Annotated in this window: 15 protein-coding genes, 1 other RNA gene and 1 pseudogene; 10 read left to right on the forward strand and 7 right to left on the reverse strand. The window is 39.5% G+C overall.

Annotated features, from left to right (window positions below; translation table 11 throughout):
* Positions 1-155: 155 nt before the first annotated feature.
* From ahpC to smpB, 3 genes are all read right to left on the reverse strand, one after another.
* Positions 156-713, reverse strand: coding sequence for an alkyl hydroperoxide reductase subunit C (ahpC, locus tag SKA34_RS14300; protein ID WP_005369476.1), 558 nt, complete (start codon positions 711-713; stop codon positions 156-158).
* Between the two features lie 381 nt (positions 714-1,094).
* Positions 1,095-1,464: a transfer-messenger RNA gene (gene ssrA, locus SKA34_RS22660) on the reverse strand.
* A 112-nt stretch (positions 1,465-1,576) separates the two neighbouring features.
* Positions 1,577-2,059: an SsrA-binding protein SmpB gene (gene smpB, locus SKA34_RS14305; RefSeq protein WP_006646241.1), complete on the reverse strand. Its 483-nt coding sequence runs from the start codon at positions 2,057-2,059 to the stop codon at positions 1,577-1,579.
* 204 nt (positions 2,060-2,263) lie between these two features.
* On the opposite strand from smpB, the gene SKA34_RS14310 reads away from it, so the two are divergent.
* Positions 2,264-2,698, forward strand: a complete 435-nt coding sequence (locus SKA34_RS14310; protein WP_006646242.1) for an SRPBCC family protein — start codon at positions 2,264-2,266, stop codon at positions 2,696-2,698.
* Positions 2,688-3,002, forward strand: coding sequence for an RnfH family protein (locus SKA34_RS14315; RefSeq protein WP_006646243.1), 315 nt, complete (start codon positions 2,688-2,690; stop codon positions 3,000-3,002). Before SKA34_RS14310 ends, SKA34_RS14315 begins: the two co-directional genes overlap by 11 nt.
* 75 nt (positions 3,003-3,077) lie before the next feature.
* On the opposite strand, the gene bamE is transcribed toward SKA34_RS14315, so the two are convergent.
* From bamE to nadK, 3 genes and pseudogenes are all read right to left on the reverse strand, one after another.
* On the reverse strand, positions 3,078-3,434 hold the full coding sequence (gene bamE / locus SKA34_RS14320; RefSeq protein ID WP_006646244.1) for an outer membrane protein assembly factor BamE: 357 nt from the start codon (positions 3,432-3,434) through the stop codon (positions 3,078-3,080).
* A gap of 170 nt (positions 3,435-3,604) precedes the next feature.
* A pseudogene (recN, locus tag SKA34_RS14325) lies at positions 3,605-5,271 on the reverse strand (DNA repair protein RecN).
* A gap of 191 nt (positions 5,272-5,462) precedes the next feature.
* Entirely contained in the window at positions 5,463-6,344 is an 882-nt protein-coding gene (gene nadK, locus SKA34_RS14330) for an NAD(+) kinase (RefSeq protein ID WP_006646247.1), read from the reverse strand.
* A 192-nt stretch (positions 6,345-6,536) separates the two neighbouring features.
* Between nadK and grpE the strand changes: the two genes are divergently transcribed.
* From grpE to dnaJ, 3 genes are all read left to right on the forward strand, one after another.
* Positions 6,537-7,151 (forward strand): nucleotide exchange factor GrpE, encoded by a 615-nt coding sequence (grpE, locus tag SKA34_RS14335; RefSeq protein ID WP_006646248.1) that lies wholly within the window; start codon positions 6,537-6,539, stop codon positions 7,149-7,151.
* 215 nt (positions 7,152-7,366) lie between these two features.
* Positions 7,367-9,280, forward strand: coding sequence for a molecular chaperone DnaK (gene dnaK / locus SKA34_RS14340; RefSeq protein ID WP_006646249.1), 1,914 nt, complete (start codon positions 7,367-7,369; stop codon positions 9,278-9,280).
* Positions 9,281-9,381: 101 nt separating this feature from the next.
* On the forward strand, positions 9,382-10,524 hold the full coding sequence (gene dnaJ / locus SKA34_RS14345; protein ID WP_005369459.1) for a molecular chaperone DnaJ: 1,143 nt from the start codon (positions 9,382-9,384) through the stop codon (positions 10,522-10,524).
* A gap of 70 nt (positions 10,525-10,594) precedes the next feature.
* Here dnaJ and SKA34_RS14350 read toward each other — a convergent pair whose 3' ends face one another.
* Positions 10,595-10,984 carry a type IV pilin protein gene (locus SKA34_RS14350; RefSeq protein WP_006646250.1) on the reverse strand — a complete coding sequence of 130 codons (390 nt, stop codon included), beginning with the start codon at positions 10,982-10,984 and terminating at the stop codon, positions 10,595-10,597.
* A 132-nt stretch (positions 10,985-11,116) separates the two neighbouring features.
* Here SKA34_RS14350 and SKA34_RS14355 point away from each other — a divergent pair, with 132 nt between their 5' ends.
* Genes SKA34_RS14355 through SKA34_RS14370 form a run of 5 tightly spaced genes read left to right on the forward strand, consistent with a single transcriptional unit; the run spans position 11,117 to position 13,954 of the window.
* Positions 11,117-11,698, forward strand: a complete 582-nt coding sequence (locus tag SKA34_RS14355; RefSeq protein WP_232284281.1) for a Tfp pilus assembly protein FimT/FimU — start codon at positions 11,117-11,119, stop codon at positions 11,696-11,698.
* Entirely contained in the window at positions 11,685-11,816 is a 132-nt protein-coding gene (locus tag SKA34_RS23680) for a PilW family protein (protein WP_006646252.1), read from the forward strand. The genes SKA34_RS14355 and SKA34_RS23680 overlap by 14 nt, the downstream gene beginning before the upstream one ends.
* The gene (locus tag SKA34_RS14360; RefSeq protein WP_006646253.1) at positions 11,816-12,271 is read left to right on the forward strand and encodes a hypothetical protein; all 456 of its coding nucleotides are present in this window, start codon (positions 11,816-11,818) and stop codon (positions 12,269-12,271) included. The genes SKA34_RS23680 and SKA34_RS14360 overlap by 1 nt, the downstream gene beginning before the upstream one ends.
* Positions 12,268-13,533, forward strand: a complete 1,266-nt coding sequence (locus tag SKA34_RS14365; protein WP_006646254.1) for a hypothetical protein — start codon at positions 12,268-12,270, stop codon at positions 13,531-13,533. The genes SKA34_RS14360 and SKA34_RS14365 overlap by 4 nt, the downstream gene beginning before the upstream one ends.
* Positions 13,523-13,954, forward strand: a complete 432-nt coding sequence (locus tag SKA34_RS14370; RefSeq protein WP_006646255.1) for a prepilin-type N-terminal cleavage/methylation domain-containing protein — start codon at positions 13,523-13,525, stop codon at positions 13,952-13,954. The genes SKA34_RS14365 and SKA34_RS14370 overlap by 11 nt, the downstream gene beginning before the upstream one ends.
* Positions 13,955-14,075 lie beyond the last annotated feature (121 nt).

The following is a 14,075-nucleotide window of genomic DNA, read 5'->3' on the forward strand; positions in this document are numbered from 1 at the left end:
GTTTGAAGGTATTTGAATGAATAAGGCACCAAACATGACGTTTATGCTTGATGCCTTATTACTTTTAAATAAGGGAATTATTTAAAAGTAGGATAAGTAATAAGTGAGTCTATATAGGGAATAAAATCACTCATTATTATCAAAGGTAAATAAGATTAGATCTTACCTACTAGGTCTAGAGAAGGAGTGAGTGTTGCTTCGCCTTCTTTCCATTTTGCAGGGCAAACTTCACCTGGGTGTGCTGCAACATATTGTGCTGCTTTCACTTTACGCATTAGATCATCAGCTTCACGACCGATACCTTCAGCAGTGATTTCCATTGCTTGGATAACACCTTGTGGATCGATTAGGAAAGTAGCACGGTCTGCAAGACCTTGACCTTCACGCATAACATTGAAGTTATTAGTGATGTTACCTGTTTGGTCGCCTACCATGTAGTAGTTGATTTTACCGATAGTGTCAGAGCTGTCGTGCCATGCTTTGTGAGTGAAGTGAGTATCTGTCGATACAGAGAATACTTCAACACCGCGCTCTTGAAGCTCAGCGTAATGGTCAGCTAGATCGCCAAGCTCAGTTGGACATACAAAAGTAAAGTCAGCTGGGTAGAAGAAGAATACCGCCCACTTACCTAAAACGTCTTGCTCAGTGATTTCTACGAATTTGCCTTCTTTGTATGCTGTTGCGCTAAATGGCTTGATTTCTGTGTTGATCATGATGGAATCCTTTTAAATATTATTTTAAGTTTTTATGCTGTAGTGCAAATCAAATCTCTGGATCCATTATTGTTAAAACAGCAAAATTTAGGAAATCGTTATAGTCGATACATTCAATAGCTAAAACCTATTAGGCTGAATGATTATTTTTAAACAGGTGTTTTGATCAAGATTAACGCAAGAAGATAAAAGGTAGATATCGTTTAGGGAGACGAGATTTGGTTTTATTGGTTGATAGTAGAATGGCTGGAGCAGTTAAGGAGGTTTAACACTCAGGCGTTCAAGTTTTCGATGATGTTGTGTTAAACAAGTAAGAAAAAGAAATGGCGAATTTAGATACAAAAAAGGCCACTTCCTGAGAAGTGGCCTTTTCCAAACGTTTGGTGGAGCTGGCGGGATTTGAACCCGCGTCCAAAATCAGTCTAACAGATGGCGCTACATGTTTAGTCAATCTTTATTCTCGTATCCACACTGCGAATTGACACGCTATGCTAATACATACCAGAATTCTATTTCGCGGTTCATCTCTCTAGTCAAAGAATCCCTCGCTATCTCGTTTGGGTTTGAACCCCTGTTATTCCCCGTCTTACAAGCGGAAGCTAGGGCAGGAGCGCTCTTAGCAGGGTATTAAGCTGCTAGTGCGTAGTTTTCGTCGTTTGCGACTATTTTTTTGCGGCTGTTTAACGAGGCAAACCGCACCTCGACATGCTCCACAAGCCTTCGTGATCCTGTCGAATCCTGAATCAGCCCCAGATGCGTTTGATGTTAGCAGAATAATTAACTAGGTCAACAGGTATATTATAATTCAATTACCAAGTGATTGATTACTATTCAAATGCTAACACCATGTTGTATTAAGTAACTTAACGGTTATTACCTTTCAAGATTCTCGCTTTATCGCGCTGCCAATCTTTTGCTTTACTGTCTGCACGTTTGTCATGCAACTTCTTACCACGAGCGGTACCAATTTTGATTTTTACAAAAGAGGTGCTCCAGTACATGTTTAGTGCAACGATTGTATCGCCTTCACGGTTTACCGAATCGGCCAACTTTCTAAGTTCACGACGGTTAAGCAATAGCTTACGTACGCGTGTTGGATCGGCAACCACGTGAGTAGATGCTGCATTTAATGGAGCAATGGTTAAACCTGAAATAAAGGCTTCGTCATTGCGTAAGAAAACATAACTTTCAGTCATATTTACTTTACCGTCACGGATAGCTTTTACTTCCCACCCTTGTAGTACCATACCTGCTTCGTATTCATCACCGATGGCAAATTCGAATCGAGCACTTTTATTTTTGGCAATAGTGTTACTGCCTGGCTTTTTGTTTGGTTTTTTAGCCATGATGACCTCTTAAAGTCGGTGTTGCTGTCCCAAATATGCACAAATAATGCTGTATTTGGTCGAATAAGCTATTGAACTTAACATAATTAATCTTTCAAACAATAGTAATTTTGGAAGAATGAAAACTAATGATATTATATGGCCATCTATTTTAGCTTCTAAATACTGGCTTTATAGAGAAATCTGTTCTTTGAAGGAGATTCTATGGCACAAATTAGCCGCTCTGCACTTGTTCCATTTAGTGCCCAACAAATGTTTGAATTAGTTAATGATGTAGAGTCATATCCAACATTTCTACCAGGCTGTTCTGGAAGTAAAGTTATTGAATCTTCTCAAGAACACATGATGGCATCTGTCGATGTAGCAAAGGCCGGTATTCGCAAAACATTTGTTACGCATAATAAATTGGTCGATTTTAATCAAATTGATATGCAGTTGATAGATGGCCCATTCCGTAAGCTTGTTGGTGGATGGACGTTTACAGAATTAGATTCAACAGCATGTAAAATTGAGTTTAATCTGGAATTTGAATTTACTAGCAGTTTGATAGATGCGGCTTTTGGTAAAATTTTCCGTGATCTAACTGGTAGTATGGTTCAGGCTTTTACTCAGCGAGCAAAAGAAGTTTATGCATTCTGATCAACCACTGATACACGTTGAGGTTGTATACGCATTACCCAATATGCAGCGCGTATTAAAATTAGCAGTTGTTGCTGATACGCCCATCCAAGAAATTATCGAACAATCTGGCATTCTAGGCATGTATCCTGATATTGACTTAAAGAAGAATAAAGTTGGGATTTATAGCCGAAATGTGAAGCTAGATGGTACGGCAAGAGAAGGGGATAGAATTGAAATTTATCGCCCATTAGTTGCCGATCCTCGTGAGATCCGCCGCAAGCGCGCAGAGCAGGCTAAATTAGAAGCTGATAAAAATAAATAAGCTTTAGAATAGCTGTTTACTAGACATAAAAAAGCTCGCATCAGCGAGCTTTTTTTTAAGTGTATACAAGAGCTATTAATTCATAGAGTCCATGAATTGGGCACCTTGTTTGAAATCTCCTTTCATACTAACAAGCTGGGCTTGTGGGTTGAAAGTTAAGATCAGATTCTTCTGGATCGGCTTATCATGGCCGTTCTTTTCATAGAAGATATAGTTCCATCTGTCTGGGTAACTTGGGTCTACCAACATAGGTGTGCCCAGAACATATTGAACTTGTGCTTTTGTCATACCGACACGAAGCATATCAACGCTTTTTTGTTCTACGTAGTTGCCTTGGTCGATATCAATACGATAGACCAAACGTTCAGCGATTGAACAGCCACTAAGTAAGCCTAACGCTAGGGTTAGGGCTGCAATGTTTTTCCAAGTCATAGCATCCTGGCTTTTTAGCTTTAACTGCTGCGATGATAAACAAGGTCTATGCAGAAGTAAAAAGCGGTAAAGAAAAAAAGTAAATAATTTTGATATTCGACTACTACTTCTCGTAATAGTTGCATCTGTGTCTTAGTTTATTTCATAACCGCTAAATAAGCGAAACTTAATCAAGCTGCAATGAGTAACTCTTTTGCATTGGCTAATGTTCGTTCAGTAATTTCACTGCCACCGAGTAGACGTGCTAATTCTGCAATACGATCGTCTTCTGTTAGAGATCGCATATTCGTTTCTGTCTGTCCTTCCGATGTTTTTTTCGCAACAAACATTTGTTGATGACCACAACCTGCGACTTGCGGTAAGTGTGTGACACACATTACTTGGGTTGATTCACCTAAGGTTCTTAGCATTTTTCCGACAATCGCGGCCGTTGGTCCACTGATACCCACATCGACTTCATCGAAAATCAAACTTGGTGTTTCTATTTTTTGTGCTGTGATCACTTGAATTGCGAGTGATATACGTGAAAGCTCACCACCCGATGCAACTTTACCAAGCGGCTGTAAAGGCTGACCTGGGTTGGTTGAAACTAAAAAGCTAATACTGTCATAACCAATAGGACTAAGCATACGTTCAGGATCGCTGGCGATATTAATCGAGAACTCACCGTGCTCCATACTAAGCGTATGCATACTTTCAGAGATCTTTTGATCTAGCTCTTTAGCATAACGTTGGCGACTTTTGCTTAGCTTTTCTGCGGCAAGAAGGCACTTTTGGCGTAATGCTTCTACGTTTTCTGCCATTTCTTCTAAACGTTCATCGCTACAATCAAGATTGTCTAATTCTTTAAGTAGATCTTGATGCTTTTGGTATAACTCGTTTGGCATTACGTAATGTTTACGCGCCATCGACATGATTTTAGCTAAGCGCTCTTCTAAATAGATCAATCGATGTGGATCCATATCTAAGTTATCAAGATAGCTGCGTAGCTCTTGGCTTGCTTCTTGAACTTGAATAATGGCTTCTTCAAGCATTTGCGGGATAACATTCAGGCTATTGTCATATTCACCTAAATTGCACACTTGTTGAGATGCCATTTGAAGCAGTTGCAAAGCGTTACCATCGTCATTGTCATAAAGCATTGATAATGCCGTTTGGCTTGCAACCGCTAATTCACCACTATTCGATAAGCGTTTGTGCTCTTCTTCAATCTCGTTAAATTCTTCTTCGCCGAGTGCGAGTTCATCTAATTCTTTTACTTGATATTGTAATAGCTGTTTTTGTGCTTCGTTTTCTTCGCGGCTTTGGGTTAAGCGCTTCAATTCATTATGCGCTTGACGCCAGCGTTGATACGTTTTACGGGTTTTATCCAGTAACGAATGGTGACTGCATATTGATCTAGCATGTGTTGCTGATATTCAGGACGCATTAATTGCTGGTGAGCATGTTGTCCGTGAATGTTGATCAGCAATTGTCCCAATGCTTTTTGCTGTGAAGCCGGAACAGGGCTGCCATTAATGAAGCCACGAGAGCGGCCTTCTTTAGTGATCACACGACGCAAGATACATTCTTCGCCATCCATTAAATCGTTATCTTCTAGCCAACGTCGAGCAGCTTGGTTATTAGCCAATAAAAAAGCGGCAGATATTTCCGCTTTATCTTCATTAGGACGAACCATAGTTGCTTCTGCACGATCACCAAGGCATAAGCCAAGTGCATCGATAGCGATAGATTTACCTGCGCCCGTTTCACCTGTAATGGTGGTCATACCGGGTTTAAGTTCAAATTGAAGCGCTTTAACAATGGCAAAATTAGAGATAGTCATGTGTGCCAGCATGTGTTCACCTGTTTAAATCAACACCTGTTTTTACATACAGTATATACTGTATCTATAACCAGTAAAGTCTTGAGTGAGAAAATATGCTGAAAAATTTGATTTAGGTTAAGTTAATGATATGCAGATAGAAATAAAGCCAGTACGAGGCTGGCTTTATGAAAATGTTTATTCTTGTAGAGGGTGATAGAGGATCAGAAAAGGCGGCTTGACCAACCTAGCTTTCCTCTTAGCACGTTGTAGTAACTGTAATCTTTAGGGTGGATCAGCTGTAATCTGTCTTTACTTTGGTAAATATGGATTTCATCACCAGGGCTCACAGGTAAAGAGACTTGCCCATCACAGCTGACTTCAAGCGTACTACCATTGTTAGGTGAAACCAGCAGCTTAATACAGCGATCGCCATCAACCACTAATGGGCGACAAGAAAGCGTATGCGGGAACATTGGCACGAGAGCTATCGCATTTAAACTAGGTGATAAGATTGGACCACCGCCTGACAGTGAATAAGCCGTAGAGCCTGTTGGTGTCGCAATAATCAAACCATCAGAACGCTGTGAGAAGGCAAAGCTATCATCAATATAGACTTCAAACTCGATCATATGAGCGATTTTATCAGGGTGAAGTACGGCTTCATTTAATGCGGCATTTCGACTTTTCACTTGTCCATGACGGTGCACTTCTGCTTCAAGTAAAAATCGATCTTCTTTAATAAAGTTGCCATTAAGAACACGTGTTAGTGGTGCTTCAAAATCATCAGGATCAAGATCGGTAAGAAACCCCAAGTTACCGCGGTTAACACCAATGACGGAGATATCAAAACGAGAGAGAACACGTGCTGCACCCAGCATATTGCCGTCACCACCCACTACAATGGCAAGATCAGCTTTTTCACCTAATGTGAGTAAATCACAAAAACATTCTTCAGGGATCTCAAGATCATCAGAGAGACGATGATCGAGTAATACGGTGTAGTTTTGTGCCACTAACCATTGATATAGGCTCATGTGAGTCTGTAATGCATCAGGGTTACGTGGTTTACCTATTAACGCAATGGTGTCAAAAATTCGCGTCATCTCTTTGTTCCAACATCTAATAGTGAGGGCAGTATAGCCTTAGAAAAAATAACTTGTCGCTGTTTGTTATCAATATTGGGTTGAATCATTGAACTTCATCCCCATAATATGCCCAAGACTGTTTAAAAGTAGTGGCGTAGAATAGTCTACTACTGATTATACATACCCAATTATCTTGGCGGAGAACAACGCATGACTATCAAAAACCACAATGTACAGGATGAGCAGCTAAATGATGCAGTTGACGCTGTTGAAGTAGAGGCTGTAGAGGGTGAGTTTGTTGAATCAGAACAAGAATTATACGAATCTCGTATTGCAGAGCTAGAATCGGCGCTACTGTCAAGTGAAGCACAAGCTAATGAAGCGAAAGATGCGGCATTACGTGCACGCGCAGAAGGCGAAAATATTCGTCGTCGTAGTGAGCAAGAAATTGATAAAGCACGTAAGTATGCATTAAACAAATTTGCAGAAGAATTATTACCTGTTATTGATAACCTTGAGCGTGCACTTGAGATGGCAGACAAGACTGATGAATCATCAAAAGCGATGATGGAAGGTGTTGAGCTAACGCTAAAAACAATGACAGACACCGTTGCTAAATTTGGTTTAGCGCAAATTAACCCACAAGGTGAAGCGTTTAACCCTGAATTCCACCAAGCTATGGCAATTCAAGAAAGCACTGATTTTGCACCAAACACAGTAATGATGGTGATGCAAAAAGGTTATGAGCTAAATGGCCGTGTGATCCGTCCTGCAATGGTGATGGTATCTAAAGCTGCGGCAGGTAACGTAAATACTCAAGCGTAATAACGTTTATCAGCTAAAGTATAAAAGCCCACTTAAGTGGGTTTTTTTATTTTTTTTGAAAATATTTTTGTTTTGCCCTTGAAAAGCATTCTGGCGACCTTATTTAGTAGTCATAAGACATTAAACATATTTGTCACGGGTAAAGCCCGAACCGCTAACTTTAGAATCCGTTCTAGGTGTAGCAAGTAAATATAACGAATTTCGGAGATAGTCTGATGGGTAAAATCATTGGTATTGACTTAGGTACTACAAACTCTTGTGTAGCAGTACTTGACGGCGACAAACCACGTGTAATCGAAAACGCAGAAGGCGAGCGTACAACAGCATCAGTTGTTGCCTACACTCAAGATGGTGAAACGCTAGTTGGTCAACCAGCAAAACGTCAGGCAGTAACAAACCCTGAAAACACACTATTCGCAATCAAGCGTCTAATCGGTCGTCGTTTTGAGGACGAAGAAGTTCAGCGTGATATCGAAATCATGCCTTACAAAATTGTTAAGGCTGACAACGGTGATGCATGGGTAGAAGCAAAAGGCCAAAAAATGGCTGCTCCTCAAGTATCTGCTGAAATTCTGAAGAAAATGAAGAAAACAGCTGAAGATTACCTTGGCGAGTCAGTAACTGGCGCAGTAATCACAGTTCCTGCTTACTTCAACGATGCGCAGCGTCAAGCAACAAAAGATGCTGGCCGTATCGCAGGTTTAGATGTTAAACGTATCATTAACGAACCAACAGCAGCAGCGCTAGCTTACGGCCTAGACAAACAAGGTGGTGATCGCACTATCGCTGTTTATGACCTTGGTGGTGGTACTTTTGATATTTCAATCATCGAGATTGATGAAGTTGAAGGTGAGAAAACATTTGAAGTTCTAGCAACTAACGGTGATACACACCTTGGTGGTGAAGACTTCGATACTCGTCTAATTAACTACTTAGTAGAAGAATTCAAGAAAGAGCAAGGTATCAATCTTAAGACCGATCCTCTTGCGATGCAGCGTCTAAAAGAAGCTGCAGAAAAAGCGAAAATCGAACTATCATCTGCACAACAAACTGATGTAAACCTACCTTACATTACAGCAGATGCTACTGGTCCTAAGCACATGAACATCAAAGTGACTCGTGCAAAACTAGAATCTCTAGTTGAAGACCTAGTTCAACGCTCTCTAGACCCACTAAAAGTTGCGCTAGCAGATGCTGACCTAACTGTTGGTGACATCACAGATGTTATCCTAGTTGGTGGTCAAACTCGTATGCCTATGGTTCAAGCTAAAGTAACTGAATTCTTTGGTAAAGAGCCACGTAAAGACGTTAACCCTGATGAAGCGGTTGCTGTAGGTGCTGCTGTTCAAGGTGGTGTACTTGCTGGTGATGTTAAAGACGTTCTACTTCTAGACGTTACTCCACTATCTCTTGGTATTGAAACCATGGGTGGCGTAATGACTAAACTTATCGAGAAGAACACAACTATCCCAACAAAAGCGAACCAAGTGTTCTCTACTGCTGAAGATAACCAAAGCGCGGTAACTATCCACGTAATTCAAGGTGAGCGTAAGCAAGCAAGCTTCAACAAGTCTCTAGGTCAATTCAACCTAGAAGGCATTCAAGCTGCACCTCGTGGTATGCCACAAATCGAAGTAACTTTCGACCTTGATGCTGATGGTATCCTAAACGTATCTGCAAAAGATAAGACTACGGGTAAAGAGCAGAAGATCACTATCCAAGCGTCTGGTGGTCTAAGCGATGCTGATATCGAGAAAATGGTTCAAGAAGCTGAAGCTAACAAAGAAAACGACAAAAAGTTTGAAGAGTTAGTTACTGCTCGTAACCAAGCTGACCAGCTAATTCACGGTACTCGTAAGCAAATCGAAGAAGCGGGTGACGCACTTCCTGCTGATGAGAAAGCAAAAATCGAAGCTGCAGTTGCTGAACTAGAAGAAGCACGTAAAGGCGAAGATAAAGAAGCAATTGATGCGAAAGTTCAAGCAGTTGTTGCTGCTTCTCAAAAGCTAATGGAAATCGCTCAACAGAAAGCACAAGCTCAACAAGCTGATGGTGCTGGTGAGCAACAAGCTAAGCAAGACGACGACGTTGTTGATGCTGAGTTTGAAGAAGTTAAAGACAACAAATAAGAACGTTATTAATATCTATTAATTAACATCTTATTTAAATTACGGGCGTTTGAGGTTACTCTAACGCCCGTAACTATATCTAGCCAGGTGACAATCAAGTTATGTCTAAACGTGATTTATATGAAGTGCTAGGCGTAGCCCGTGACGCAGGTGAGCGTGACATTAAAAAGGCTTATAAGCGCTTAGCAATGAAGTTCCACCCCGACCGTAACCAGGGTGACGACGAGTCAGCAGAGAAATTCAAAGAAGTGAAATATGCTTATGAAATTCTAACTGATGGCCAAAAACGCGCAGCTTACGATCAGTACGGCCATGCAGCCTTTGAACAAGGTGGAATGGGCGGCGGTGGCGGCGGCTTCGGCGGCGGTGCAGACTTTAGCGACATCTTTGGTGATGTGTTTGGCGATATCTTTGGTGGTGGCGGTGGTCGTCGTCAACAACGCGCACAGCGTGGCTCAGATCTTCGCTACAACATGGAACTGACGTTAGAAGAAGCTGTTCGCGGTTGTTCAAAAGAAATCCGTGTACCTACCTTAGTAGGTTGTGACTCTTGTGATGGTTCTGGTGCAAAGAAAGGTTCATCAGCAACAACATGTGGTACTTGTCACGGTGCTGGTCAAGTACAAATGCGTCAAGGTTTCTTTGCGGTTCAGCAAACTTGTCCACACTGTCATGGCCGCGGTCAAATCATCAAAGACCCATGTAATAAGTGTCATGGCGAAGGCCGTGTAGAAGAAACCAAAACGTTATCAGTTAAAATTCCAGCAGGTGTTGATACTGGCGACCGTATTCGTCTAACTGGCGAAGGGGAAGCGGGTGAATTTGGCGCTCCAGCAGGTGACTTGTACGTACAAGTACATGTAAAAGAACACAACATTTTCCAACGTGATGGCAATAACCTACATTGCGAAGTACCTGTAAGCTTTACAATGGCGGCATTAGGTGGGGAAGTTGAAGTTCCAACCCTAGATGGTCGTGTAAGCTTGAAAGTACCAGCTGAAATGCAAACGGGTCGTATGTTCCGTATGCGTGGTAAAGGTGTTGATTCTGTTCGTGGCGGTATGACGGGCGATCTTATTTGTAAGTTAGTGGTTGAAACGCCTGTTAACTTAAGCTCACGCCAAAAAGAATTACTTCAAGAGCTTGAAGAAACGTTTGGTGGCAAAGCTGCAAGTAAGCATAAACCAAAATCAGAAGGTTTCTTTAAAGGTGTGAAGAAGTTTTTTGATGATTTAACGAACTAAAAGTAGTTAAACACTGAATTTTAAAAGCCGACGTAATGTCGGCTTTTTTGTATCTATAAATCTTTTCGACTTACCAACAAGAAGCTGGGGTACCTGTACCATTTTGATTCAGGGTTAAATTGCCACACTCATCTTGATTCTGCCCTTTATCAGACTTTGCTGTAGCCGTGATTGTATAAGAACCTGTAGCACTCGATATACTAAATGCGTAACGATTACTGTCTGTATCGCAAATGGTGCAATTACTACTACTAATAACTGGCGAATTGTAGTTACTATTTTGGGTGAAATGCTCTTCGAGATTTAGCTGTACTTTAATCATATCTCCCATTGCTAGCGTTCTATGCCCTTTTAAAACATAAGATTGGTAAGAAGGGTAGGCTATTGCTGTTAGCACTCCAATAATCGCAACGGCGATTAACATTTCGATCAGAGTCACGCCTTTTTGTTTAGTCATCATCCTTAATCTCTTTATTTTACGAGTTCCATCGATATCTGATTTTTATCTTATCCTTGCTATTTTGCGTTGATGTTAATCTATCAATCAAGGTGCTCTTAAGGATCAAGAGCCGTATTAAAAGGGATTTGAGGAATGGCTCGCGAAAAGGCTTCCTATTTTCATTACATACATCGGCATGATAAACGACAGCAAGGATTTACCTTGTTGGAGTTGGTGCTCGCAATATCTGTAATGAGCGTCCTTCTGGCAATTGCAGCGCCCAGTTTTAGCCAATTAATTGAAACTAATAAGATTAAGCGATTAGCAACAGAAGTTGAGTGGTTTTTAGTACAAGCGAAATATGAAGCGGTGATGAGAGGTAGTAATGTATATATCCATAAAGTTACTTCTCCTGTTCCGCAATGGTGTTTATTTTCATCACTTAGTGCATCTATAGGTAGTAGTGATTGCTCTAATCCCCCAAATAATTTATTAGGCTTAGTCGCAAGTTCTAATTTTGAATTAGTGACATTAGATTCATCTTCAACTTTAACTCATTTCTATTTTGATCCTATTTATGGAAAACCTGAATTTGCAGCAATTGGCGGTAATTATACTTATTCATTAGATCAATATACTTTCAAAACCGTACTTTATAGTCCTACAGGACGAATATATAGCTGTATTCTAGCGCCTTCGATATCAGGTAAGGTGGGTAGTTATGAGCAATGCTAAAGGTTTTAGTTTAGTAGAGTTATTAATTGCATCTGTTGTCGGTTTATTAGCAATTGGCATTGTTGGATCAGTTTTCTTATCTGGACATAATGCAGCTAATAAACGTTCTTGGAGTTGATGTTGCAACAAGATGTGAATGATGCTTTACGTAATATAAAAGAAGATATATTACGGGCTGGTTATGTATCTGGCGGTTCATCAAGTTTAAAAATATCAGGAGCAATTGAAACCGTATATATAAATCCATCAAATAATTGTCTTGCTTATACATATCAAGATAAAACAGGCACACAGAAATACTATTCAATTTATTATAAAGATAGAAATAAAATTGTTTATAAAGAGTTAAGCTCAGATATTAATACAACAACAGCATGCTCTGTTAATTATGCTAACTCACTTATTTATGAAAAGAGTATAAAAGTCACAGATTTTAACATTAGTAGTGAAGTTGTAGGTTCATCTTCTGCTGCAAGCCAATATATAACAATGACACTAAAGGCTGAAGTGAAAAATAATACGTCAATAAAAACTGAAAAATTCACAAAAGTAAAAGTAAGGAATTGGCAATGAGATATAAATATCGTCAGTCAGGTATGACTACATTGTTAATTACAAGTGTTTTACTTATTGTTGCTTTATTGTTTTCATTAGCGTCATATAAAAATTTATTTTATCAAATAAAACGTACTCAGAATGAAGTTCTTGCGAGACAGGCTCACTGGGTTGCAGAAGGTGGTCTAGAGTGTGGTTTTTCAAAAATTAAGCAAGAAAGTAATTTGAATAATATTTTAGATGTTAACTATTTCAATTCGAGTTGTAATAATAGCAAGTTATCTATAACGGTTAATACCATAGATACTGGGAAATATGAATTGTTGTCGATAAGTAATATTAATCCTGCAGCTAAAAATATTAAAAAAGTGATCATCGCAGGTTCAAATCGAAGTTCTGGAACAATAAAAGCAACATCAGATTTAATTATAGATTCCGATGGCGGTAATTCTGATGTGTATCCTGATCCTGGATTAAAAAATGGTTCGGATTATGAGTGTGTTTTACTTAGATATGCTGGAACCGTTAAGATTATTGGAACATTTGCTAATAAAGGCTTGCATTATGCTTATCCGCCTTATGATGGTTTTCATACGGGTAATGCAGGATCATATCCAAGTTGTTTAGGTAGTTATCAATCAACTGTAATAAATAGCATGATAACAGCAAATAATAAACCATCTGTTTTTGGTGAAGATTATATTAAGGATATAGTTTTTGACCCTTTTCTTGACACATTTAGTGTTCAACGAGATAAATGGAAAGAAGGTGTTAGAGATAAATCTACTGTAATATCAGGATCAAGTAATTGTTCTACAGATATAGCTACGAGTATCAGCTCTGATTCTGATCGTATTTGGGTTGTCGGTGATTGTGACTTAGGTTCAAACGTGTCTGAAATACAATCAAAAATTGATAGTGTGGGTCTGGCTGGTATTATACTCGTAGTACAAGATGGAATTTTATCAATAGATGGTGCTTTTACTCTTGATGCATTAATTTATCACTTTAAAAGCCCTGACAGCAGTTTTGTTCCAACTGAAACAAAGTGGAATCTTTTATCTGCTGGAGATGAATTAACATCAGCCGAAAAAAGTTACGTAGCTTATTTCCAAAATGGTGCATTTCATCCGAAAGGTGGTTATGTTTTAGATGCTCCAGGCTTAACAGCAAAGTTTAGAGGTTCTTTAAACTTTAGTTTTAATAGCGATGTATTTAAAGATGCTCTTGATGATTTAAAAGAAGTTAAGTGGCAAAAAGGATCATGGAATGATCTATAAAAATCAAAAGGGCTTTAGCCTACTCGAAGTCATTATTTCACTTGCTGTACTTTCAGTTGGAGTACTGGGCCTTGTTAAAATGCAGGCGTATATGGAAGTGAAGTCTGAAAATGCATTAAAAACGTTAGATGCGCTTTATATAGCAGAGTCACAAATGGAGTATTACCAAAGACGTGTAAATAACGTTAGCGGTGCTACTGGTTTGATCCCATTTTCAAGTATGGCGAATTCCACTTATTGCATAGATTCAGTGGCTATAAGTAAAGGTTATTCTCTTACTTGTAACGTCTCTGAACCTATCACGGCTCTATCTGGCGCATTAAGAACAATTGATGTCAAAGTAAGTTGGGCTGATCGCCGTGGAATATCTCAAGCGGTTTCACTTAAATCAGCAATTTCTAAATATAGTGAATTTGATTAACCTGCCTAAATTTATGCCAAAAAATACTTTTAAAAGTCGTTTTGAATAAAAAACATTCAAACGATTTTTTTTTGTCAAAAAAACATTGTCAGCGAATAAAATCCCCCTATAATGCGACCTC

It is taken from the genome of Photobacterium sp. SKA34 (genome assembly GCF_000153325.1).
GTDB lineage: Bacteria > Pseudomonadota > Gammaproteobacteria > Enterobacterales > Vibrionaceae > Photobacterium.